We start from the raw sequence: 22,418 nt of genomic DNA, 5'->3' as shown, positions 1-22,418 counted from the left end.
GATGCGCCGTGCTCTACCGATATATCGATCGATAATTTCGATGGATTGATCTGTGACCCTCAATCAGCTCCGCAGCTTCATCGCCGTCGCGCGCTACAATGGCTTCACCGCGGCCGCGCGTGCGCTCAAGACCAGCCAGACGACGATCACTTCCCAGATCCAGACGCTCGAGGAAGAGCATGGCGTGCGCCTGTTCGAGCGGCGGGGCCGGCGGATCGAACTGACCCAGGTGGGCGAGGAACTGTTGCAGATCGCGCGGCAGATGATCGGCCTCGAAGACGATGCCGCGATGATGCTGAAGGACAGCGCCGACCTGCGGAGCGGTTCGCTGAAGATCGGCGCGGTGAGCCCGTTCCAGGTCATCGAGATGATCGAGGCGTTCAACGCCAGCTATCCCGATGTCTATCTCTCCACGGCGCTCGGCAATTCCGAAGCGGTGCTGGGCGAGCTGAGCAGCTATGGCTGCGATGTCGGCGTGCTGGCGCGCGACACCGATGACGACCGCTACTACGTCCAGCATTATGCCAGCTATCCGATCACTGCCTTTGTCCGGCGGGATCATCGGCTGGCAGCGCTCAAGACCATCGAGCTCGCCGACCTGGCCAGGGAGAAGCTGCTGATGCGCGAACGCGGCTCGACGACCCGCCGCGCGCTGGAAGAGGGCATGGCGGCAATCGGTGCGACAGCCCGGGTCTCGATGGAGATCGGCAGCCGCGAAGCCATCCGCGAAGCCGTGATCCGCGGGCTGGGAATCGGAACGGTCTCCGAATCCGAATATGTCCCCGATGCGCAGTTGCACCCGTTGCCGATCGCCGGCGCGCCGGTGCTGACCCATATCTATGTCTGCTGCCTGCGCGAGCGGCGGCGCAGCCGGATGATTGCCGCATTCTTCGAGACCTTGCGGCAGACCAAGGCTCGCAAGGCGAACATGCGGAGCAACTAGCCCCGCCTCGATCCAACGAAATTTGCGTGTGAAGGATCGATAGCACGCGGTTCTTCAGATGGCATGGCTGTCATGAACCGCCGTTAGGAACCGGCCGTCTTTCCCGGTTTCAAGCGGATTTCCATGACCTTGCCTTCCACGCATTCCCAGGACACGCATGCCTTTCGCGGCCCGGTATCGGCCGCCATCTTCGATTGGGCGGGGACCGTCCTCGATTTCGGCTGCATCGCGCCGGTAGCGGCTTTCGGCGAGGCCTTTGCGCTTGCCGGCGTGGAGATCAGCGAAGCCGAGGCGCGGCTTCCGATGGGAGCGGCCAAGCGCGAGCATATCCAGCAGATCCTCGCCCAGCCGGACGTGCAGGTGCGCTGGCAGGCGACGAAGGGCCAGGCCTCGAGCGAGGCGGATGTCGATGTGCTCTACGGCGAATTCCTGCGGATCGATGCGGTCAATTGCGCCAGGTACAGCGCGATGATCCCCGGCGCGCTGGACGTGATCGCGGCGCTTCGGGCGCGCGGCATCGCGATCGGCAGCACCACCGGCTATCCGCGCAGCGTCATGAACGGGCTGGCGCCGCTCGCCGCCGCGCAGGGCTATGCCCCGGATTGCTGCGTGACCGTTAGCGATGTGGCGCGCGGCCGGCCCTGGCCCGACATGCCGCTCGCCAACGCACTGGCGCTGGGCGTCGCGGATGTGCGCGGCTGCGTGGTGGTGGACGACAGTCCGACCGGCCTCAGCTCTGGTCGCGCCGCGGGCATGTGGGCGATCGGGATCGTCGCCAGCGGCAATGAAGTGGGGCTGTCGCTGGAGGATTGGCAGGCGCTGGACGATGACGCACGGGATCGTCTGCGCCGGCCTGCGCGCGCAAAGCTGGAAGCGGCGGGCGCCCATTATGTCATCGACACGGTGGCGGACCTGCTTCCGGTGATCGATGCCATCGACGCTCGGCTGCGCCTGGGGGAGCGGCCGTGACCGGCTGGGCATTCCACAATCCGGTACGGCTGCATTTCGGCAGCGGCACCTTCGATACGCTGGGGGAGGCGATTGCCGGGCGATCGTTCATCCTCGTCACGCACCCCGATGCGCCGCTGCAGCTATGGCGCGCGCGGCTCGTGGCGCTGGCCGGCGAGCCGCTGCTGACGATCGACGATGTCGAGCCCAATCCATCGCTCGCGATGTTGCGGCGTGTCTGCACCCAGGTGAGCGCCGCTGCCTATGAACCGGAACTGATCGTCGCGCTGGGCGGGGGATCGGTGATGGACACGGCCAAGTTCCTGGCGGCCGGCCGGGGGCGCTACGCCCCCGTCGTCCAGTACATGGAGACCGGTGAGCGCCTCGCGCGCCGCGCGCTGCCGATTGTCGCGATCCCGACCACTTCCGGCACGGGCAGCGACCTGACCAAATGGGCAACGGTCTGGGACCCGGAGCGCAAGCGCAAGCTCTCGCTCAACCGCGACGATCTCTACGCCGAGGCCGTCTTCGTCGATCCACGGATCACCGAGAGCCTGCCCTGGCCGGTCACGCTTGCCAGCGGCCTGGACGCGCTGTCCCATGCACTCGAAAGTCTCTGGAATGTCCATGCGACGCCCGTCACGCGCGGCTTCGCCATCGCGGCGGCGCGCGACATCATGGCCGGGCTGCGCAGCCTCCGCGAGGATCCGCAGGACAGTGGCGCGCGCGAGAAGATGGCATTGGGCGCGACCCGTGCCGGGCTGGCCTTTTCGAACACGCAGACGGCACTGGCGCACAACATCTCCTATCCGATCACGCTCGAGCATCGGGTTCCGCACGGCATCGCCTGCTCCTTCTGCCTGCCGGAAGTGATGAGCGCCGCGATCGGCGCGGACGCCGACTGCGACGCCGCGCTGGCGGAGCTGTTCGGCGACCTGGACCGGGCCCCGGCCCAGCTTCGCCGGTTCCTGAGCGATCTCGGCGTCGCGGCGGACCCGGAGGCGCTGGGCATCGGGCCGGAGGAATGGCGTGACATTGTCGATGCCGCCTTTGCCGGGCCGCGCGGGCGCAACTTCATCGGCGCGAGAAGCCGCTTTCCCCTTCCCACCGTCGCGGAGGCTTAACATGGCGCAGGCAGACGAAACGGCGATGACCATGCAAGCCACAGTGCAGACCGACGCGCTGGAACGCCTCGATCACATGCCCTGGACCCGTTTCCACACGGTGCTGACCGTTGCGCTCGGCGTGGGCTGGGCGCTGGATTCGTTCGAGACGAACATCATCGGCAGCACCTTCGGGGTCCTCAAGGCGCAATGGCGCCTGTCCGCGGCGCAGGGCTCGGTCGCGGTCAGCGTCTGGGTGGTCGGCATGCTGATCGGCGCGATCGGCTTCGGTTATCTGGCCGACCGGTTCGGGCGCAAGCGGCTCTTCCTCGGCACCCTGCTCTGGTACGCAGTGTTCGCGACGGGGACCGCCTTTTCTTGGAACTATGAGTCGTTCCTGTTCTTCCGGTTCATGACCGCGCTGGCGGTAGGCGGCGAATATTCCGCGGTGACCGCGACCATGGGCGAGTTCTTTCCCAAGGCGCATCGCGGCCGCACCGATGCCCTGATCCTGTCCGGCTTTCCGGTCGGCGCGATGGCGTCGGCCGGAGCATCCTGGCTGCTGTTCAGCTGGTTCCCGCCGGAGATCGGCTGGCGCATCGGCTTCGGACTGGGCGCCGTGCTGGCGCTGTTCTTCCTCTGGGTGCGCCGGGCGATCCCGGAATCGCCGAGATGGCTGTTGCAGCAAGGGCGGGTCGCAGAAGTCGAGGCCATCGTTGAATCGATCGCCGCCACTGCCACCGGCCGGGTCGCGTCGGAGCAATCCGCGCGCCGGTTTGCGCCGGCTTCCTTTGTCCGTGCTACACCCTCGTTCCTGCGCAATCTGGGCGAGCTTGCCACCGGCTATCGCCGCCGTTGTGGTCTCGCCAGCGCGCTCAATTTCTCGCAGGCAGCCGTCGTCTATGGCGCACTAGCGCTGATGGCGCTGGTGATCCTGCCCGAAATGAAGGTGCCGGCCGCCGACCTGCCGCTCTATTACTTCTGGGGCAACGCTGCCGCATTGCTCGGCGGCATGATGGGGGCCTATTCCGTCGAGGCGTTCGGCCGGCGCAATTCGCTGCTCGCGAGCTACAGTCTCACCGTCCTCGCCGTCCTGCCGCTCTATGCACTCACCAGCCTGCCGGGCATGGTGTTCAGCTATTGCCTGATGCAGTTCGGCGTGACCTGGGCCTATATCACCGCCTATGTGATCGCCGCGGAAATCCTGCCGACGCGGCTGCGTGCCACCGGGCTCGGCGTCTCCGTCGCGATCGGCCGGGTGGGAGCGATGCTTGCGCCGCTGATGCTCACCTATGCCTATCAGGCGACCGGGACGCCGTCGTCCGCGCTCCTGGTGCTCATCCTCCTGGCTCTGCCCGGCCCGATCGCGGCATTGCTCTGGTGGCTCTGGGGAGAGGAAACCCGGAATGTGTCGCTCGAGCAAGGCAGCGCGAACCTGCCGGATCAGCGCATCCCGCGAACCCGTCCGGTCCGATTTCCGCTATTCTCGGCTTGAAATGAAGGTCGCCGCACGATCCACCCTGCGCAAGCGGTGAGAAGCCCCGCGATCATCGCCGCCACCCAGGCCTTGGGATGCACGAGCCAGCAGAACAGCAGAAAGCCCGCCGCCATGCCGATACAGGCAGCGAGCTTGGCGTGGCGGGGAATGGCCCGTGCCGACCGCCAGGCCTGCAGCGCGGGCCCGAAGCGGGGATGGTCGAGCAGCCACGCCTCCAATCGCGGCGAGGAACGCGCGAAGCAAGGCAGCGCGAGGATCAGGAAATCCGTGGTCGGCAGCAGCGGGACGAACAGCCCGACAAAGCCGATCGCGACCAGTAGCAAACCCAGCCCCAGCCAGAAGACCCGGCGTGCCTGCCCCGCCGCTGCCGGGTCACGCGAGTTCGGCATCGACCAGTGCCTGCACCCGGGCAAAGGCGGCATTGGCCCCCGCCACCGCGCGCTCGACTTCGGCGTCGGTCAGCATCGCGGCGTCGAGGCCCGCCTTGAAATGCCGCCAGTGCGCGGCGGGGCCCTCCTCCGCCGGCGCCAGATGCCGGGCGCCATGCGCATCCGACAGGCCGAGCCGCGCCGCCTCCTTGCGCAGCAGCGTCGCGCCGAGGTTGGAACCCTCGGCGACATAGAGCCAGCCCAGCGCGGTGGCCGGATCCGGCACAGGCCTGCCCGGCAGCGCCTGGCCCATATCCTCGCCAAGATCCGCGAGGTCCGCTTCGATCAGCGGCAGGCGGCGGCGCTCTGCCAGCCCGGGAAGCAATGCCTGCAGCCCCGGATCGGCATAGAAGGCCTCGATGTCACTGTGGAAGGCGCGTTGCACCTGCAGGAAACGGCGATAGCCGTCCAGGCTGGAGAAGGACGCGGCTTCCATGATCGATCGGTCGAGCCGATCATGGGTGGCATGGGTCGAGGCCTTGAGCCGGGCCGAGAGCGGCGTGTGGATGACGTGCATCGCGATACTCCTTGGATTTCGGGAAAGGAGCCTGCGGCTCAGTAGCGGAAGCTCATCGCCGCCCGGAAAGTGCGACCCGGCGCCGGCATCACGCCCAGCGCGAGCGGGTCGAGATAATAGCGATCGGTCAGATTATCGACGTTGAGGTCGAGCACCACCTGCTCGGTGATCCTTGCCGACAGGAACGCATCGACGATGCTTGAGCGCTTGTAGAGCTGCTGGATGGCGGAAAGGCCGACATTCCATTCCTTGTCGAGCTTGCTGATCGGCCCGCTATTGTGGACGAGCCTCGCCCCGAAGGTGAGGCGATCGTCGAACAGCCGGGCGCCGAGGGTGGCGTTCAGGTTGAAACGCGGCGGGTTCTGGGTGTTGGTGTAGGAACCCTCGAAGCCACCATCGACGCAGTCGGGCGTGTTGATCAGCTCGGCGATGCCGCGGGACCTGCCATAGGCGCGGCGCTCCGCCGCGATGTCGGGCGCGCAGGTCTTGGCGTTGAAGTAGTAATGCGCCGAGAGGTTCAGGAACGGCACCCGGCCCGCATATTCGGACTGGAACTCGAGGCCCGAGACCTTGAACTTGTCGACGTTGCGGATGAGGCCGGCCGAGAGCGTGCGATAGTCGCGGGTGATCAGGTCGCTGATATTGGTGTTGAAGTACGCGACCTTGACCGCCAGCCGGTCACCACGGGCGAACACGCCGCGCTGGAGGGTGCTGGCGCCGACCTCCCAGCCGCGGCTCCGCTCGGGCTTGAGCTCGGCGACCGGACGCGCGGCGGTGAACAGGCCCAGCGTCGTCTCGAAGATGCTCGGCAGCTTCACGCCCTCGGCATAGCGGGCATAGACGCGGGCGAAGCCGGCATCGTAGCTGATGGTGCCGGTCGGCGTGAAGGCGGTGTCGCGGCGCTTGATCGGCCTGGACCAGCTCCACGCGGTCGGCACGATCAGCGGCTCGGCCGGATCGGCCTTGTACGTCGTCCAGCCGGGGATGTCCGCGACGGTGCCCTTCTCGAAGGGCGAGGCGAGCAGCGAGGCATAGGTGAACTGGCCGTTGGCATCCGGATACCAGTTGAGCAGCTGCACGCGCGCGGTGCGGTTCGGGTTGGTCGCGCTCGGGTTGGGGCGCAGCAGCTCGGTATAGCGGTACAAGCCGATCTGGCTCTCCTGCGTCACGGTCGCCAACCGGTTGCGATCGGCGATCTCGACATGGTTGAGCCGGCCGCCGGCCAGCAGCTCCCAGCGCGAGTCCGGCTGCCACTTCACCGAAGCGGTGCCGCTATATTCCTGCCGGTGCGCGTTGCGCAGGAAGCGGTTGTTGACGATGTCGTCATGCTTGATCGGCGAGTTGGGGCCGGGCTTGATATCGTCGTTGGCGAAGGCGAGGCCATAAGTGAAGGTGAAGTCGCCCAGCCCGCCGCTCAGCTTCGAGACGTTGGTGAGGTCATAGCCCCAGCGATTGTTGGTCAGCTCGTTCCAATAGGCGTCGCGATAGCCGGCCTCGCTGTTGAAGGTCGGCGCGTCCCACCACTCGGTGCGGCGATCGTAGAACCAGGGCGTGATGCCGGTCAGCCCGTTGTACATCAGGCTGTTCGAGTGGGTGTACCAGGCGCGGGCGGTGAAATCGATCGCTGCGCCCTGCTTGGCGCGATAGGTAAGCGTATAGGCGTCGAGACCGATCCGGCCGGGCTCCCATTGCGGCACCTGCTCGCCGGTACCACGGATGATCTGCGAAGCCATGATCTCGCCCTGGCGGCCCTCGTATCGGCGATAGCTCGCCTCGATCGCCTGGGCATCATCGATGCGCCAAGTGCCCTTGAGCAGGATGGAGTCCGACTTGGCCGAGGTGTTGAACACCTCGGACTTGCGCGGATTGAGCGCGGCCACGGTGCGGCGGGTGAGCGGATAGTCCGCATAGCCCGCGCTGCCGGCATAATAGTTGCCTGTCTCGCGATGCGCATAGGCGGCGAGCAGCTCGATATCGTCGTTGCGCCAGGCGAGCGCGGCATTGCCGAAGAAGCCACCGGGCTTGAGCGCCTCGCGGCGGCGCTGCTTGTCCGAATAGCCGGGAAGATCGGGCGCGCTGCCGTCCGACAGGCCGACACGGACGCGCGCGCCAAGCTTCTGGCCGTCGCGGAGCACGTCGCCGGGCTTGAGCGTATCGACGCTGACCACGCCGCCGATCCCGCCCGAGGCGTTGGTGGCCAGGCTCGGCCCCTTCTCGATCGTGATGGAGCTGACCAGGTCGGGATCGAGATAGGCGCGCTGCGACTGGCCGGCATAGCCGCGATAGGTGTCCATGCCCGATTGCGCGCCGTCGATCAGGATCGGCACGCGGCCCTGCCCCTGGATACCGCGAATGTTGACGTCGAGCGCATTGGCGACGCGCGGATCGCCGGCAGTGACGCCCGCCACGCCCTTCACCACATCGGCTACCGTCGCGCCGCGAAATCGCTCGACCGTCTCCTGCGGGATATAGGCACTGGAGCCGGCCTCGAGATAGGGCCTGTCCGCCGGCGCCGCACTCGTGCCGCGGCCACCTATCCCTGCCGGATTCGCGCCACCCGCGCCGCCGCGCTCGCTCGAGGCGCCAACGCGGACCGGGCCGAGCACGGTCGCGTCCGTCGCCTGGGGCGCTCGCTCCAGCGTCACCCGGCGGCCCTCGACCCGGTAGCTGAGCCCGGTGCCCTGCAGCAGCCGCGACAAGGCCGCGATCGGCGCCATGGTGCCGTCGACGCCATTGGTGGTGAGGTCGCGGGTTAGATCGGCATCATAGGCGAGCTGGAGTCCGCTCTGCTGCGAAAAGCGGGCGAGCGCCTCGCCCAGCGGCCCCTTGGGGATCGCGAAGTGCGTCGCCTGCGCCGTCTGCGCCTGGGCCGGCGCGGTCGGTGCCAGCATCGTCCCGCCCATCAGCGCCTGCACCGCGAGCAGCACCGCACCGCGCCCCGAATTGCGTCCCATCGTCATTGCCCCTTGTTCTTGCCCCCGGTCTGCCGGGGCGGTCGCAAGAGTTGACGTACCGCGGCGCAACAACGGGACCTCGCGAACGCAAAATTTCTGGCTCGCCCGATTTTTATTGCGACTGCATCGCAATTGCGATTATCCGCATTCTGATGGGCAAGGGGCCTTCCACCACGGCGATGCTGTCGCACGCGATCATCGGCAATCGCCGACCGTTGCTGGGCGTCGCCCGCCGCATTCTGGGTGACGGGCCTGCCGCCGAAGACGTGGTGCAAAGCCTGTGGTTTCGCGTGCAGACGCTCGATGAGCGGATGACGGTGCGGGACAGCGGAGCATTCCTTCGCCGGCTGGTCCGCAATCTCGCGATCGATCAACTGCGAAAGGATCGGGTGCGCCATGAATATTTCCACGACACCCCGCCGGACGACGCGATCCCGGACGATGCCCCCGACGCCGAGCAGGCGATGATCGACCGCGACCGGCTGCGCCGGCTCAAGCTCGCACTCGAGGAGCTGCCGCCGCGCTGCCGAGAAGTCTTCGTCCTGCGACGGATCCACGACCTGTCGAGCGCGGAGATCGCGGAGCGGCTGGGGATCAGCCAGAACGCCGTCGCCAAGCATGTCCGCCTGGCGTTACAGCATTGCCACAGCCGGCTGGCGGAGGCGGAGCAGGGATGAAACGCGGGGACGACAAGGCGATCATCGCCGAGGCAGCGCGCCTGCTCGCCGAAGACCTGTGCCGCAAGGACCTCGCGCAGGACGAGGCGTCACGCGACGATTCCCTGCAGGCCTGGCGCGTTTCCGATCCCCGGCACGATACCCGGCTGGCCGAGATGGAAGCGATCTGGCGTGACCTGGGCGCGGTAGCGGCGCCCGTCACCGCTCGCCTGCCCCCCACGGTTCCGCGCCGACGCCGGGGCATGCGCGCGCCCACGCCTCGCCGGGCGGCGCAGGCCGGCGCTGCCATCGCCGCGGCGATCGCGATCACGGTGCTCACCGATCTGCCGCTGCGCCTGCAGGCGGATCTGCGCACCAATGTGGGCGAGCGCCGGATCGAGAAGCTGGCGGATGGCTCGCGTGTATGGCTCGACACCAACAGCGCCGTCGCGCTCGATTTCACCGCGAACCGCCGCGACGTCCGGCTGCTGCGCGGCCGCGCCGAGTTCGAAGTCGCGCCCGATCGCAGCCGCCCGTTCACGGTCGATGCCGGCAGCGGCGCGACGACGGCGCTCGGCACCCGCTTCATCGTGCGGCGCCAGGGCGACGCCGCGGACGTCACCGTCACCGAACATGCCGTGCAGGTCGCGCTCGACAACGGCGCGCGCGCCCGCATCGCCGAGGGGCAGACCGTCCGTTACCAGGACAATGCGATCGGCGCGGTCCGCCCCGCGAACCGCGAAGCCGCCATGGCCTGGACGCGGGGCTGGCTGGTGTTCGAGGATGCCCGTCTGGGCACCGTCGTCGATGAGCTCGCGCGCTACCATCCGGGGCTGATCCAGCTGGTCGGCAGCGACCTCGCCGATCGTCGGGTCAGCGGCTCGCTCGCGATCGACGATCCCGAGGAGGCGCTGCGGGCATTGGAGGCACTGCTGCACCTGCGCGCCACCCGGATCGGCTCCGTCGTGATCTTTCTGCATGCGTGAAGGTCCCGATCTTGGGTTTCCGCGCGTCTAATCGGGAGAGACCAGCCAAGGCGCATCGGCGCCCCAGGAGACTGAGGTGATCGATGCAACGGCCCGGCGTGCCCCGTCCCGCGCGTACCCGCCCGAAGGGAGCGCGGTGATCCTCGACTTTCCGGCGAGCCCGTATTCGGCACCCGAGCGCTACGTACCGCTGTCGGCACGGCACCGCGTCTTCAGCCTGTGCCTGGCGGCGCTCGTGCCGGTGGCCGTGCTGGTGGCGCTGCTGCTCCGCTTCGATAGCTGGGCGCCGCCGCCGGCGCCAACGCCTCTGGTCGTCAACCTGCTGCCGGTAGCCAGCCCGCCGGAGCCGACGAACGACCGCAAGGCCGGCCCCCTGCAGACCGCCCGCAAGCAGGTTCCGCCACAGCCGCAGGACACGCCGATCCCACCACCGACCGTGGTGACACCGATGCAGGTACCGGTGTCGGCGACACCTCCCACGCCGCCGGCGCCCGACCCCGCCCCCCCTGCGCCGGAGACGACTGCGCCGGTCTCCAACCCGGCACCGCCGGCACCCAGGCCGGCTGGCCGGGACACCAGCTACGAGGCGCGGCTGCTCGCGCATATCCAGAAGTTCCGGCGCTATCCGGCGGCGGCACGCCGGATGGGCGATCAGGGCGTGACCCACCTGCGCGTCCGGATCGATCGCGGCGGTCATGTCCTGTCTGCCCAGTTGCTGCGCGGCTCCGGCTTCACCTCGCTCGACGGCGGGGCGCTCGACACGGTCCGCCGCGCCGATCCCTTGCCTCCGGTACCTGCGGACCGGCCCGCCCCCTTCGAGATCGTGCTGCCCGTCGAATTCTTCATCGAATGACCTGGTCGCGCGAGTGCACCAGTAGGTGAACGCCACCGACGGCGTCGTGGCCGGAAACCATGCGTTTCCGTTCAGGGACTGAGGCGGGCGATGCGATCGGCCCAGGCCAGGCCTATCTGTTGGTGTGGATTATCCGAGCACAGGCTTCGGACTGGAGAGTGGGACGTTTACATGAAGAAGATCGGCTTTCTTTCGTTCGGGCATTGGTCGAACGCGCCCTATTCGGCGACGCGTTCGGCTTCCGATGTGCTCCTCCAGTCTATCGACCTTGCCGTCGCGGCCGAGGAACTGGGCGCCGATGGGGCCTATTTCCGGGTCCATCATTTCGCCCGGCAGCTGGCCTCGCCCTTTCCGCTGCTCGCCGCGGTGGGTGCGAAGACCAGCCGAATCGAGATCGGCACCGGCGTCATCGACATGCGCTACGAGAATCCGTTCTACATGGCCGAGGATGCCGGCGCCGCCGACCTGATCAGCGGCGGGCGGCTGCAGCTCGGCATCAGCCGGGGGTCGCCCGAACAGGTCATCGAAGGCTGGCGCCATTTCGGCTACGCGCCCGCCGAGGGCGAAAGCGAGGCGGACATGGGACGCCGGCATGCCCAGGTCTTTCTCGATCTGCTGAAGGGCGAGGGATTCGCGCGGCCCAATCCCCGGCCGATGTTCCCGAACCCGCCCGGGCTACTCCGGCTCGAGCCGCATTCCGAGGGGCTCCGCAAGCGCATCTGGTGGGGATCGGCGTCCGACGCGACGGCAGTCTGGGCCGCGCAACAGGGCATGAACCTGCAGAGCTCGACCCTCAAGGCGGACGAGAGCGGCGAGCCGTTCCATGTCCAGCAGGCCCGCCAGATCCGCTTGTACCGCGAAGCGTGGAAGGAGGCCGGGCATGACTGGCAGCCGCGCGTCTCGGTGTCGCGCTCGATCTTCGCGCTGATGAACGATCAGGATCGCGACTATTTCGGCCGCGGCGACGAAAGCGACCAGATCGGCGAGATCGACAATATGCGCGCCGTGTTCGGGCGGTCCTACGCGGCCGAGCCGGACAAGCTGATCGAGCAGCTACGGGCAGACGAGGCGATCGCCGAGGCCGACACGCTGCTGCTGACGGTGCCGAACCAGCTGGGCGTGGATTATAACGCCCATGTCCTGGAGGCCATCCTCACTCATGTAGCGCCGTCGCTGGGCTGGCGCTGAATTCCGCGTCTCCGGCGCCGAGAACTGGCGCCGGAGACCAGGCGACGACAACGCGTCACCCGCCCGGGACGCAAAGATCGACTTCGCCCGCATCATGACCTCAGGAAGATTAACCCATCGCGTTGAAGCGATTTTTAACTGCTGCACGCTATAGATCGTCAGGGGGAATTCGACCTGAGAGTCTTGAATGGATACCCACGACTGGATTCCCGAACGAAGTGACGAAGGTTTGGGGTCGGGCTCTTCGGCAACGGGACTGACGCCGCTTGCGTTCGACAGTCCGCCAAGCTCCAGCATCGTTGCCCGGGACGCGTTCCAATTGTCCGCCGAAGACCTCGAAGAAGCCTTCGCCATCGCCCAGATGGGGGTCTGGTGCTGGCGCGTGGGTACCGACGAGATTGCCTGGTCCCGCGAGCTGTTCCGGATCGCCGGGCGGGCCGCGCAGGATTTCACGCCGACCCTCGAGACCACGCTGGACTGCATCCATCCGGAGGATCGCGAACTCGTCCGCTGGCGGCTGCTGGCGGCCGTCGACGCCTATGACCCGATCGGCCGGGAATTCCGCATACGGCGCCCGGATGGCAGCGAGCGCCATTGCTGGGCACGCATCAGTCCGATCAGCCGGTCGGGACGGGTCGAGGCCATTCGCGGGGTGGTGCTGGACCTCACCGATCAGCGCCTTGCCCACCGCGCCCTGGCGGAGAGCGAGGAACATCATCGCAATACCGTCGAACTGTCGCCCCACATGCCCTGGACCGCCGATCCTGCAGGCAAGCTGCTGACGATCAGCGGCCGCTGGACGATACTGACGGGACTGAGCGAGGCGGAGGCGCTGGGGAGCGGCTGGCTCGACCAGGTTCATGCGGAAGACCGCGAGGCGATAGTGGCTGCCGTCGCTCGTTCGCTGGCGAGCGCCGCGCCGCTCGACGTCAAGGTCCGGCTACGCTGCGCCGACGGCGCGTTCCGATGGTTCCGCTCCCGGGCCTATCCGAAGCTGGATGCCGCGGGCGCGGTCGAGCGCTGGTACGGGCTGAGCGAGGATGTTGACGAGCAGGAGCAGACCCTCGCGCGGCTTCGCGAGAGCGAAGAGCATTTCCGCTATGCGGTGGAGTTGAATCCGCAGATTCCCTGGACCGCCGATCCGCAGGGCAACATCCTCGATGCGGGACCACGCTGGAACGAGCTGATCGGCATGCAGCCCCAGAACTGGGTCGAGGCATTGCACCCGGAGGATGTCGACGCGACCCTGGCGCAATGGGCGCATTCCCTGCGCACCGGCGAACGCGTCGATCTGCGATATCGGCTGCGCGGCCGCAACGGCGGTTATAAATGGTGCCGCGTCCGCGCGGGTCCCCGCTACGCACCATCGGGCGAGATCTTCCGCTGGTACGGCGTGGTCGAGGACGTCGATGAGCAGACCGTCGCGCAGGAGCGGATCAGCTGGAGCGCGAGCCATGACGTCCTGACCGACTTGCCCAACCGCGCGCTGTTCGACGCGCGGCTCGGCGAAGGTCTCGCGGCGGCGGAGGCGGCAGGCGAAGGCTTGGCCCTGCTCATCTTCGACGTCGATCATTTCAAGCAGATCAACGATACGCTGGGACATGATGCCGGCGACGCGGTGCTCCGCACCCTCGCGGAGCGCCTGCGCGCGACGGTACGCCCGATGGACACGATCGCTCGGCTTGGCGGAGACGAGTTCGCCCTGATCCTGCCCGGCGTCGCCAGTCCGGAGGAAGCCGCGACGATCGCCGAACGCATCCTGGAGCGCCTGCGCGAGCCGGTCCCGCATCTCGGGGCGAAGCTGGATTGCCGCGCGAGCATCGGTGCCAGCCTGTATCCCGTGCACGGCACCAGTGCCGGCGACCTGCTCAAACATGCGGACCTGGCCCTCTATTCCTCCAAGGCGGGCCGGCGCGGCGAGCTGCTCGTCTTCGCGCCGCACATGCGCGAGGAGATGCAGCAGCGTGTGACGATGACCAATGCGGCGCGCACTGCGTTGCTGGAAGATCGGATACGGGCCTTCTACCAGCCCAAGATCGATCTTCGCACCGGGAAGATCGCCGGTTTCGAGGCACTCGCGCGCTGGATCGATTCGCGTGGAACCGTCCATCTGCCGGCGACGATCGCCGCCGCGTTCGACGACCATGAGGTGTCCACCGCGATCACCCGGCGCATGCTCGACCTGGTGGTGACGCAGATGCGGGCATGGCACGACAGCGGCATCGCATTCGGGCATGTCGCGCTCAATGCATCGACCGCCGATCTGCAGCGCCCCGATTTCGGCGACATGCTCCTGGCATCCCTTGGCGATGCCGGCCTTTCGCCCGCCCATCTGCAGCTCGAGGTGACCGAAACGGTATTCCTCGCTCGGGGTGCCGAGCGCGTCGAAAGGTCGCTCCGGATGCTGAACCACGAGGGCGTCCGGATCGCGTTGGACGATTTCGGCACCGGCTATGCCTCGCTCAGCCATCTCAAGCAGTTCCCCGTCGACATCATCAAGATCGACCGGAGCTTCATCTCCGACATTCGGGAGAGCGCTCAGCAGTCGGTGATCGCCGAGGCAGTGATCACGCTGGGCCGAAACCTCGGCATGGAGGTGGTCGCGGAGGGCATAGAAACCCAGCCTCAGGCCCAATGGCTTCGCGATGCCGGATGCCATTTCGGACAGGGATTCCTGTATTCGGCTGCGATACCGGCCGAGGGGCTCCAATGGCCGCCGGAACGCGACGCCGGATGAGATCGCCGCGGCTCCCACGCTAGACGCCCGTGGGCAGACTCGCCTTTGCACTCGACAAGCCGCTCTGCGCCGATCATCGGGCAAGGAGACCGAGAAGCGAGGATTGCATGGCCGAAGACAGGCGAACCGCCGAATGCTGGCTCACCGACATGGACGGCGTACTCGTCCATGAAGGGCATGCCCTCCCGGGTGCCGCTGCGTTCCTGGCCCGGCTCGTCGAGCGCGAACGGCGTTTCCTGGTCCTGACCAACAATTCGATGTTCACTCCGCGCGATCTCGCGGCACGGCTCGCGCGGGCCGGTCTCGTCGTCCCCGAGCACGCGATATGGACGTCCGCTCTGGCGACCGCGGACTTCCTGGCGCGGCAGCTTCCAGGCGGAACCGCCTTCGCGATCGGCGAGGCCGGGCTCACCACCGCGCTCTACGAGGCCGGATACACGCTCAGCGACACGAACCCCGACTATGTCGTGCTCGGGGAGACCCGGACCCTTTCGTTCGATGCGATCACGCGGGCCGTTCGCCTGATCGAGGCCGGCGCCCGCTTCATCGTCACCAATCCCGATGTGACATCGCCCTCACCCGACGGCCCGTTCCCGGCGACCGGCGCCGTTGCCGCAATGATCACGGCCGCAACCGGTGCCCAGCCCTATTTCATCGGCAAGCCCAATCCGATGATGTTCCGAAGCGCGATGACCCGCATCCAGGCGCATGCCGATACGACGGTGATGATCGGCGACCGGATGGATACCGATGTCGTCGCGGGCATCGAAGCCGGCCTGGAAACCATTCTCGTCCTGACCGGCTCCACCAAGCCCGCGGACATCCCGCGCTTCCCTTATCGTCCGACCCATGTGCTCGAGACGATCGGCGACGTCGTGCCATTCATCTAGCCAGCCATCTGGACAGCGACCGCCTCATCGAGCACCGAAGCGCCTGGACAGCGTAACGGCGACGGTCCTCGGATTGGGCGGGTTGTTGTACGGATCATAGCCGACCACGCCGCCTTCGATCCGCGGCTGCAGCTGGTCGAAAACATTGGCGACGACGAACTGGAGCGCAGTATCGCGCAACCAGGATGCCTGCGACAACCGGCCGAGGTCGAAGCTGGTGAACAGCGACGCGGTGGTGAAGGAACCCACCTGCCGGCGTGGCTGGCCAGGGCGATCGTCGATGAAGCCATCCACGAAGTTGACCATCGAGCCGATCGAGAAGCCGTCACGGCCCCATGCAACGGTGCCGTTGAGGCGCAGGTCGGCCGGCTTGGCGTAGCCGTCGAGGCGGGAGACCGGGGCCGAGCCCCCGGCCTTGAGCGAAAGATCGAGGATATATTGGCCCGACAGCGAGAGCGAGGCAGTGCCTCCCAGCAGCCGGGTCCTGTAGTTCAGGTCCAGATCGATGCCGTCGGTGGATTCGATGGCGAAGTTCTGCGAGCGGATGTCCGCGATCAGCTGGATCTGCGACAACAGGCTCGCCGGCACTTGCCCGGCATTGTCGAAGAAAGTCAGCTCGCCGCCATTATAGCCCGGCACCTCGGCAAAGCGGCGGAAGACATCCGGGTTGCCCAGCACCGCCTGCAGCTGCGCCTGGCTCGGATTCCTGGTGTTGAAGACCTGGAGGTCGGCAACGGACAGGCTGTCCTCCGGGCTGGGCTTGCCCACCCGGCCGGTGATCTTGATCCGATAATAGTCCGCCTTGATCGTCAGGCCGGGGATGAAGGTCGGCGTGAAATCGGCGCCGATCGTGAAGGTGTCGGCATTCTGCGTCTTCAGGTCGGGATTGGCACCGGCCCGGTACATCACCAGCGTCTGGCCGGCCGGAAGCGCCGGGTTCTGCAGCGCGGGATCGAGGAACTTGTAGGGATAGAGCCCGATCGAGACCTGCTCGGCAATGCCGATGGTGCTGCGGAAGCGCGGCACCAGGAACGAACGGGCATAGGTGCCGCGCAGGGCAAGGGAGCGATCGACCTGCCAGCGCAGCCCCAGCTTGGGCGAGAAGGCGGTATCGAAGCCAAGGTCTTCATAGCGGCCGGCCGCCGACAGGGTCAGCGAACGCACCAGCGGGACCGCCTGGTCTGCGCCGACCAGCGGCACGTTGACCTCCCCGAACACCGACCTGGTCTTCCGCGAGCCGCCGTTGCGGTTGAAGAAGATCGTCGCGTCGGTCCACAGCGTCTCGGCGCGGTACTGGGCACCCGCCGCCGCGATCACCGCCCCGGCGGGCAGGCGGAACAATTGGGCCTGGCCGCGTAGCTCGGCGACGAACAGCGTATTCGAATAGTTGCGGAAGCTGGGCTTGCCGGTGACACGGCGGGCGTCGCTGTTCGTGTCGTTGCGGCCATAATCGACATGGAGGTCGATCGCCGTCAGACCGCGCCCCTGCCAGTGCAGGTTGTTGTAGAAGGCATAGCCCGAGGTGCCGGTGTGAAAGCGCCGGTTGTACTGGGGTTCGTCGAGATAGCGCTGCTGCGACTTGCGCTCACGCTCGAAATAGGAGGCATCGAGCGAATAGGTGAAGTCGCCGAAGGTCTGCTGGCCGCCGGCATAGAGGCCGGTGAGCAACTCGTCGGGCAATTCGTCGATCTGGAGATACTCGTCCGACACGCGAACCGGATCGCGCGTGAAGGGCGCGCGCTTCTGGTACATCGCCATGCCGTAGAGCGAGCCGCTGTTCCAGCTGTGCCCGGCCAGTGCGCTGACCTGGAGCTCGGTCTTCCCGGTCTCCGTCGCAACGGCGTTGCGCACCTCGACCTCGAGGCCCCGCTCAGGCTTGCGCGTCACGATGTTGACCACGCCGGCGACCGCATCGGCACCATAGGTGGCCGAGGCGCCGTCGGGGATGATGTCGATCCGCTCGATCAGCATCGAAGGCAGCACCGATACGGTCGGCGATTCGGTCATGCCGACCGACGGCATGCGCCGCCCGTTGAGCAGGGTCAGCGTCGCGTCCGAGGCGAGGCCCCGGAGCGCGAAGCCGGCAAAGCCGTCATATTGATTATAGGTCGTCGCGTCGCCGAGCGGGCTGCCGATGCCAGCGCCGGTAGTCGCGAATTCGCTCAGGTCGCCGGTGAAGTTCTGCGGGATGGTCAGCATGAACTCGGCGGTCGAACCCGCGCCGGAGCGGTCGATGTCGATCCGGTCGCGGGTGAAGACCGGGCTGGCCATATATTCTCTGGGCAGGCCGCGGATCAGCGAGCCGGTCACCACGATCGCACCGCTGCCGGTGCCATCCACCGCGTCATCGGCTCGCGGCGCCGTTTCGGCCCCGGCGGGCAATTCGGCTCTCGATGCCTCCTGCGCGCATGCCGGTCGCACGAACACGGTGGCCAGAAGTCCGGCCGCAACAATCCCACGCATCAGCCTCGATACCCCCATGATCAATGATATGATATTCTATCTCATTTCTCTGCCTCGTATTTTTGCTGCCGCAGCATGTCAATGGCTCGTGACACGCGGTTCATGATCGCATGGGTGAACGAGAAACATCCGGCCCGAGCGCCAGACCCGGCGATGGTTCACCATGAAAAGCGCACCAAAGTCCGGGAAACAGGGTCCTCAATTAGCGCTTGCTTATTCCGTTGTGCAGCGCATCATCACATTGCAGCGACGGGGGACGGATGGCCTTTTTCGAGATGACCGATCGATCGGGTGCAGTGCGGTCCTGCTATGCTCAGGTCCAGCGCTGGGTTGACGAGGTCGGCATCGACGGGCTCAGCCTGCGGCTCAAGGAAGCCGAGACGATCTTCCGGCGCATCGGCATCACCTTCGCGGTCTATGGCGAGGGCGGCGATCCAGAACGACTTATCCCCTTCGACCTGCTCCCGCGCGTCTTCTCCGCCGCCGAGTGGCGCCTGCTCGACCGCGGCATCCGGCAGCGGGCCCGGGCGCTCAACGCCTTTCTGTACGACGTCTATCACCGCGGCGAGATCATCCGCGCCGGGATCGTGCCGGGCGAACTGGTCTATCGGAACAAGGCCTTCGAGCCCGAGATGATCGGCTTTGATCCGCCCGGGCGGGTGTACAGCCATATCGTCGGAATCGACATCATCCGCACCGAGGAGAACGGCTTCCAGGTGCTCGAGGACAATTGCCGCACGCCCTCCGGCGTCAGCTACATGCTCGAGAACCGCGAGATCATGCAGCGCATGTTCCCCGAGCTGTTCGCCTCCACCCGCGTGGCGCCGGTCGATTCCTACCCCAACGACCTGCTCGCGACCCTGAAGGAAGTGGCCCCAGCCGGTGCCGGCAGCGATCCGACGGTGGTGGTGCTGACCCCGGGCGCATTCAACTCGGCCTATTACGAGCACAGCTTCCTCGCCGACCTGATGGGCGTCGAGCTGGTCGAGCCGATGGACCTGTACGTCGACGACAACAAGGTGTGGATGAAGACCACCCACGGCCCGAAGCGGGTCGACGTGATCTACCGGCGGATCGACGACGACTATATCGACCCCCTCACCTTCCGCCCCGACAGCATGCTCGGCGTGCCCGGCCTGTTCGGCGCCTATCGCGCCGGCGGCGTCACGCTGTGCTCCGCGCCCGGCGCCGGCATCGCCGACGACAAGGCGATCTACCTGTTCGTCCCGGAGATGATCCGCTTCTACCTCTCCGAGACGCCGATCCTGCAGAACGTGCCGACCTGGCGCTGCGCGGTCCCCGACGAATGCGCCTATGTGCTGGAGCATCTGAGCGAGCTGGTCGCCAAGGAAGTCCATGGATCGGGCGGCTATGGCATGCTGATCGGCCCCAAGGCGACCAAGGCGGAGATCGCCGCCTATGCCGAGCGGATCCGGGCCAACCCCGCCGACTTCATCGCCCAGCCGACCCTGGACCTCTCGACCGCGCCAGTGCTCGGGCAGAAGGAAGTCGTCGGGCGCCATGTCGATTTCCGGCCCTATTGCCTGGTCGGCAAGCAGATGCGCCTCGTCCCCGGCGGGCTGACCCGCGTGGCGCTGACCGAGGGCTCGCTCGTCGTCAATTCCTCCCAGGGTGGTGGCGTCAAGGACAGCTGGGTGCTGGAAGACTGATGCTCAGCCGCACCGCCGAGAACATCTTCTGGATGGCCCGCTATATCGAGCGGGCGGAAAGCACCGCGCGCATCATCCAGATGGGCCAGCGCATGGCGATCCTGCCCGGCCCGATCCACCGGGAGGAATGGCGCTCGGTGCTGCGCGTGACCGGGTGCGACCGACTGATCGACGGCGATCGCCCGGTGGCGGAAGCGGACATCGTCCACCTGCTGCTGCTCGATGACGCCAATCCCTCGTCGATCCGCGCCTGCCTGCTGCGCGCCCGCAACAATGGCCGGGCGGTGCGCACCGCGCTCACCCAGGACATGTGGGAGGCGCTCAACGAGGACTGGCGGCGGCTCGAGCATTACGACGTGATGCGGGCGCGGCGCGATCTCGCCGAGCTGATCGACTGGGTGAAGACCAGGGCCTCCACCTTTCGCGGCGCAGCCGAGACGGGGCAGCTGCGCAACGAGGGCCATGACTTCCTGCGCATCGGCGGCGCGCTCGAACGCGCCGAGATGACGCTCCGGCTGCTCGACGTGAAATATTACGTGCTGCTGCCCGAGACCGCGGTCGTCGGCGGGGTGCGCGACCATTATCAATGGACCTCGGTGCTGCATGCCTTGTCGGCGGCACGCGCCTATCACCACGTCTATGGCGGCGGCGACTATACGCCCTGGCGGATCGCCGACCTGCTGATCCTCAATCCCCAATTCCCCCGGTCGGTGTCGTTCTGCTTCGAGCAGATCGGATGGCATCTCGACCGCCTGGCACGGGCGCATGGCCAGCGCGGCGCGGCGCACGAGACCGCCGCGACCATGCTGTCCCAGCTGCGCAGCCGGGAGAGCGGCGAGATATTCGAGGGCGGCCTGCACGAATTCGTCCAGAATGCGCTGATCGTCACCAACCGGCTGTCGCGCGAGATCGCGCAGGCCTATCACTTCGCCTGATATGCTGCTCGTCGTCCGCCACCTCACCCATATGCGCTACCCACAAGGCGCCGCCGGCCTGGCGCTGCGCCTCAAGCTGTTCCCGCAGAGCTTCGAAGGGCAGCGCGTCACCGACTGGCATGTCGAGATCAACGGCGAGGAGATCTTCCCCTCGATCACCGGCGGCTATGGCGAGTCGCTGGCGCAGTGGCTGAGCCAGGCACATCGCGACGAACTCGAGATCGTCGCGCATGGCTGTGTCGAGACCGAGGACAAGGCGGGCGTCGTCAAGGGCCTGCGCCAGGCCTGCCCACCGGCGATCTTCCTGCGCGATACGCCGCTGACCGTGGCGGATGCGACGATCGCGGCGCTTGGCGATGGCCTGAACCCAGGGGCGGACGTGCTGTCGGGCCTGCATGCGCTGAGCGCCGGGGTGCGGGACGCGCTGCCCTATCGCGGCGGCATCACCCATAGCGAGACCAGCGCCACCGATGCGCTCGCCGGCGATGGCGGCGTGTGCCAGGACCACGCACACATCTTCATCGCCGCGGCCCGCGCCCGCGGCGTGCCGGCCCGCTATGTCGCGGGCTATCTGCTGGCGGGCGAAGAGGCCGACCAGCAGTTCGAGACCCATGCATGGGTCGAAGCCCATGTCGAGAATCTGGGCTGGATCGGGTTCGACGTGACCAACGGCATCTCCCCGACCGAACGCTATGTCCGCCTGGCCATAGGCCTTGACGCCCGTGATGCCGCGCCCGTACGCGGGATCGTGACCGGCGGAGGGCCGGGCATCGTCTCCGCTGATGTCCGCATTGCTCGCGGCGAAGGCGATATTGCCGCTATCCAGCAGCAACAGCAGCAATGACGCGGGAACGGGACTTCGGATGACCTATTGCGTCGCGGTGCGTGTCGACGAAGGTCTCGTGCTGCTGTCGGACACCCGGACCAATGCCGGTGTCGACAATATCTCGCGCTTCTCCAAGATGTTCATCTGGGAGGCCGCCGAGGAGCGTGCGATCGGCATGATGACCTCGGGCAATCTGTCGATCACCCAGGGCGTCATCAACCGACTCAACACCGCGATCGAGAAATCGGGCGAGGACGCGTCGGTCGAGACGATCCTCACCGCCGACAGCATGTATCGCGTCGCCGAGCTGGTCGGCGAGGCGATGCAGGGGCTGCAGGACCGCTATCGCAGCTCGATACAGGCGGAGGGCGCCGGCGCCGATGCGACGGTCCTGGTCGCCGGCCAGTGCAACGGCGGGCAGCATCGGCTGTTCATGGTCTACTCGGCGGGCAATTTCGTCGAGGCGACCGAGGACACGCCCTATTTCCAGATCGGCGAGCACAAATATGGCAAGCCGATCCTCGACCGGGTGCTTTCGATCCACACGCCGCTCGATCAGGTGGTGAAGGCGGTTTGCGTGTCGATGGATTCGACGTTGCGCTCGAACCTGTCGGTCGGCATGCCGCTCGACCTGGCGGTGCTGCACCGGGACAGCCTGGCATTCGGCACGCGCGAGCGGATCGAGGCGGACGACCCGCGTTTCCAGGCGATCTCCCAGCATTGGGGCGAGGCGCTGCGCAACGCCTTCAAGAGCCTGCCCGATATCGGCTCGACCGCGTAGCGGCGGACCGCACCGGCGGATGCCGGCGCATCCCCCCGAACA

Annotated in this window: 18 protein-coding genes; 14 read left to right on the top strand and 4 right to left on the bottom strand. The window is 67.0% G+C overall.

Annotation, left to right across the window (positions count from 1 at the left end):
- The first annotated feature begins 52 nt into the window (after positions 1–52).
- From GGR46_RS25540 to GGR46_RS19730, 4 genes are all read left to right on the top strand, one after another.
- Entirely contained in the window at positions 53–943 is an 891-nt protein-coding gene (locus tag GGR46_RS25540) for a LysR substrate-binding domain-containing protein (protein WP_183999706.1), read from the top strand.
- Between the two features lie 123 nt (positions 944–1,066).
- Positions 1,067–1,912, top strand: a complete 846-nt coding sequence (gene phnX, locus GGR46_RS19740; RefSeq protein WP_183999705.1) for a phosphonoacetaldehyde hydrolase — start codon at positions 1,067–1,069, stop codon at positions 1,910–1,912.
- Positions 1,909–3,015: an iron-containing alcohol dehydrogenase PsrA gene (gene psrA / locus GGR46_RS19735; RefSeq protein ID WP_183999704.1), complete on the top strand. Its 1,107-nt coding sequence runs from the start codon at positions 1,909–1,911 to the stop codon at positions 3,013–3,015. The genes phnX and psrA overlap by 4 nt, the downstream gene beginning before the upstream one ends.
- Position 3,016: 1 nt before the next feature.
- Positions 3,017–4,489, top strand: coding sequence for an MFS transporter (locus tag GGR46_RS19730; protein WP_221262862.1), 1,473 nt, complete (start codon positions 3,017–3,019; stop codon positions 4,487–4,489).
- On the opposite strand, the gene GGR46_RS19725 is transcribed toward GGR46_RS19730, so the two are convergent.
- The 3 genes from GGR46_RS19725 to GGR46_RS19715 are packed head-to-tail and all read right to left on the bottom strand — an operon-like array spanning position 4,438 to position 8,391.
- A complete protein-coding gene (locus GGR46_RS19725) occupies positions 4,438–4,881 on the bottom strand; it encodes a YbaN family protein (RefSeq protein ID WP_183999703.1) in 444 nt (147 codons plus the stop codon). The two genes, GGR46_RS19730 and GGR46_RS19725, sit on opposite strands and share 52 nt — an antisense overlap.
- Positions 4,865–5,437, bottom strand: a complete 573-nt coding sequence (locus GGR46_RS19720) for a biliverdin-producing heme oxygenase (protein WP_183999702.1) — start codon at positions 5,435–5,437, stop codon at positions 4,865–4,867. The genes GGR46_RS19725 and GGR46_RS19720 overlap by 17 nt, the downstream gene beginning before the upstream one ends.
- Before the next feature lie 38 nt (positions 5,438–5,475).
- On the bottom strand, positions 5,476–8,391 hold the full coding sequence (locus GGR46_RS19715; RefSeq protein WP_221262861.1) for a TonB-dependent receptor: 2,916 nt from the start codon (positions 8,389–8,391) through the stop codon (positions 5,476–5,478).
- A gap of 50 nt (positions 8,392–8,441) precedes the next feature.
- Here GGR46_RS19715 and GGR46_RS19710 point away from each other — a divergent pair, with 50 nt between their 5' ends.
- The 6 genes from GGR46_RS19710 (at position 8,442) to GGR46_RS19685 (ending at position 15,701) form a co-directional block, all read left to right on the top strand.
- Complete coding sequence (locus GGR46_RS19710) at positions 8,442–9,068, top strand: sigma-70 family RNA polymerase sigma factor (protein WP_183999700.1); 627 nt, start codon at positions 8,442–8,444, stop codon at positions 9,066–9,068.
- A complete protein-coding gene (locus tag GGR46_RS19705; protein ID WP_183999699.1) occupies positions 9,065–10,033 on the top strand; it encodes a FecR family protein in 969 nt (322 codons plus the stop codon). The genes GGR46_RS19710 and GGR46_RS19705 overlap by 4 nt, the downstream gene beginning before the upstream one ends.
- A gap of 76 nt (positions 10,034–10,109) precedes the next feature.
- Positions 10,110–10,886, top strand: coding sequence for a TonB family protein (locus tag GGR46_RS25870; RefSeq protein ID WP_183999698.1), 777 nt, complete (start codon positions 10,110–10,112; stop codon positions 10,884–10,886).
- 171 nt (positions 10,887–11,057) lie between these two features.
- Positions 11,058–12,074, top strand: a complete 1,017-nt coding sequence (locus GGR46_RS19695; protein ID WP_183999697.1) for an LLM class flavin-dependent oxidoreductase — start codon at positions 11,058–11,060, stop codon at positions 12,072–12,074.
- A 319-nt stretch (positions 12,075–12,393) separates the two neighbouring features.
- Positions 12,394–14,811: a sensor domain-containing protein gene (locus GGR46_RS19690; protein WP_183999696.1), complete on the top strand. Its 2,418-nt coding sequence runs from the start codon at positions 12,394–12,396 to the stop codon at positions 14,809–14,811.
- Positions 14,812–14,918: 107 nt separating this feature from the next.
- On the top strand, positions 14,919–15,701 hold the full coding sequence (locus GGR46_RS19685) for an HAD-IIA family hydrolase (RefSeq protein WP_183999695.1): 783 nt from the start codon (positions 14,919–14,921) through the stop codon (positions 15,699–15,701).
- A 24-nt stretch (positions 15,702–15,725) separates the two neighbouring features.
- Here the strand turns inward: GGR46_RS19685 and GGR46_RS19680 are convergent, their stop codons facing one another.
- Complete coding sequence (locus GGR46_RS19680; protein WP_183999694.1) at positions 15,726–18,164, bottom strand: TonB-dependent receptor plug domain-containing protein; 2,439 nt, start codon at positions 18,162–18,164, stop codon at positions 15,726–15,728.
- Positions 18,165–18,424: 260 nt separating this feature from the next.
- On the opposite strand from GGR46_RS19680, the gene GGR46_RS19675 reads away from it, so the two are divergent.
- From GGR46_RS19675 to GGR46_RS19660, 4 genes are read left to right on the top strand one after another with little or no spacing between them, the layout of a single operon-like run.
- The gene (locus GGR46_RS19675) at positions 18,425–19,834 is read left to right on the top strand and encodes a circularly permuted type 2 ATP-grasp protein (protein WP_183999693.1); all 1,410 of its coding nucleotides are present in this window, start codon (positions 18,425–18,427) and stop codon (positions 19,832–19,834) included.
- Positions 19,834–20,769: an alpha-E domain-containing protein gene (locus GGR46_RS19670; protein WP_183999692.1), complete on the top strand. Its 936-nt coding sequence runs from the start codon at positions 19,834–19,836 to the stop codon at positions 20,767–20,769. Before GGR46_RS19675 ends, GGR46_RS19670 begins: the two co-directional genes overlap by 1 nt.
- Before the next feature lies 1 nt (position 20,770).
- Positions 20,771–21,613 carry a transglutaminase family protein gene (locus GGR46_RS19665; protein ID WP_183999691.1) on the top strand — a complete coding sequence of 281 codons (843 nt, stop codon included), beginning with the start codon at positions 20,771–20,773 and terminating at the stop codon, positions 21,611–21,613.
- A 19-nt stretch (positions 21,614–21,632) separates the two neighbouring features.
- Entirely contained in the window at positions 21,633–22,376 is a 744-nt protein-coding gene (locus tag GGR46_RS19660) for a proteasome-type protease (RefSeq protein WP_184000114.1), read from the top strand.
- Positions 22,377–22,418: the final 42 nt, after the last annotated feature.

Origin of the sequence: Sphingomonas kyeonggiensis, assembly GCF_014196745.1 — a bacterium.
Classification (GTDB): Bacteria; Pseudomonadota; Alphaproteobacteria; order Sphingomonadales; family Sphingomonadaceae; genus Sphingomonas; species Sphingomonas kyeonggiensis.
Note: the sequence above shows the minus strand (reverse complement) of the source record. Positions and strands in the feature narration are given on the sequence as shown.

What these genes read in the sequence shown, in the direction of transcription:
- phnX (WP_183999705.1), top strand. Translation starts at nt 1,067, where the DNA reads ATGACCTTGCCTTCCACGCATTCCCAGGACACGCATGCCTTTCGCGGC.
- GGR46_RS19730 (WP_221262862.1), top strand. Translation starts at nt 3,017, where the DNA reads ATGGCGCAGGCAGACGAAACGGCGATGACCATGCAAGCCACAGTGCAG.
- GGR46_RS19725 (WP_183999703.1), bottom strand. Translation starts at nt 4,881, where the DNA reads ATGCCGAACTCGCGTGACCCGGCAGCGGCGGGGCAGGCACGCCGGGTC.
- GGR46_RS19720 (WP_183999702.1), bottom strand. Translation starts at nt 5,437, where the DNA reads ATGCACGTCATCCACACGCCGCTCTCGGCCCGGCTCAAGGCCTCGACC.
- GGR46_RS19715 (WP_221262861.1), bottom strand. Translation starts at nt 8,391, where the DNA reads ATGGGACGCAATTCGGGGCGCGGTGCGGTGCTGCTCGCGGTGCAGGCG.
- GGR46_RS19705 (WP_183999699.1), top strand. Translation starts at nt 9,065, where the DNA reads ATGAAACGCGGGGACGACAAGGCGATCATCGCCGAGGCAGCGCGCCTG.
- GGR46_RS19695 (WP_183999697.1), top strand. Translation starts at nt 11,058, where the DNA reads ATGAAGAAGATCGGCTTTCTTTCGTTCGGGCATTGGTCGAACGCGCCC.
- GGR46_RS19685 (WP_183999695.1), top strand. Translation starts at nt 14,919, where the DNA reads ATGGCCGAAGACAGGCGAACCGCCGAATGCTGGCTCACCGACATGGAC.
- GGR46_RS19680 (WP_183999694.1), bottom strand. Translation starts at nt 18,164, where the DNA reads ATGCGTGGGATTGTTGCGGCCGGACTTCTGGCCACCGTGTTCGTGCGA.
- GGR46_RS19675 (WP_183999693.1), top strand. Translation starts at nt 18,425, where the DNA reads ATGGCCTTTTTCGAGATGACCGATCGATCGGGTGCAGTGCGGTCCTGC.
- GGR46_RS19670 (WP_183999692.1), top strand. Translation starts at nt 19,834, where the DNA reads ATGCTCAGCCGCACCGCCGAGAACATCTTCTGGATGGCCCGCTATATC.
- GGR46_RS19665 (WP_183999691.1), top strand. Translation starts at nt 20,771, where the DNA reads ATGCTGCTCGTCGTCCGCCACCTCACCCATATGCGCTACCCACAAGGC.
- GGR46_RS19660 (WP_184000114.1), top strand. Translation starts at nt 21,633, where the DNA reads ATGACCTATTGCGTCGCGGTGCGTGTCGACGAAGGTCTCGTGCTGCTG.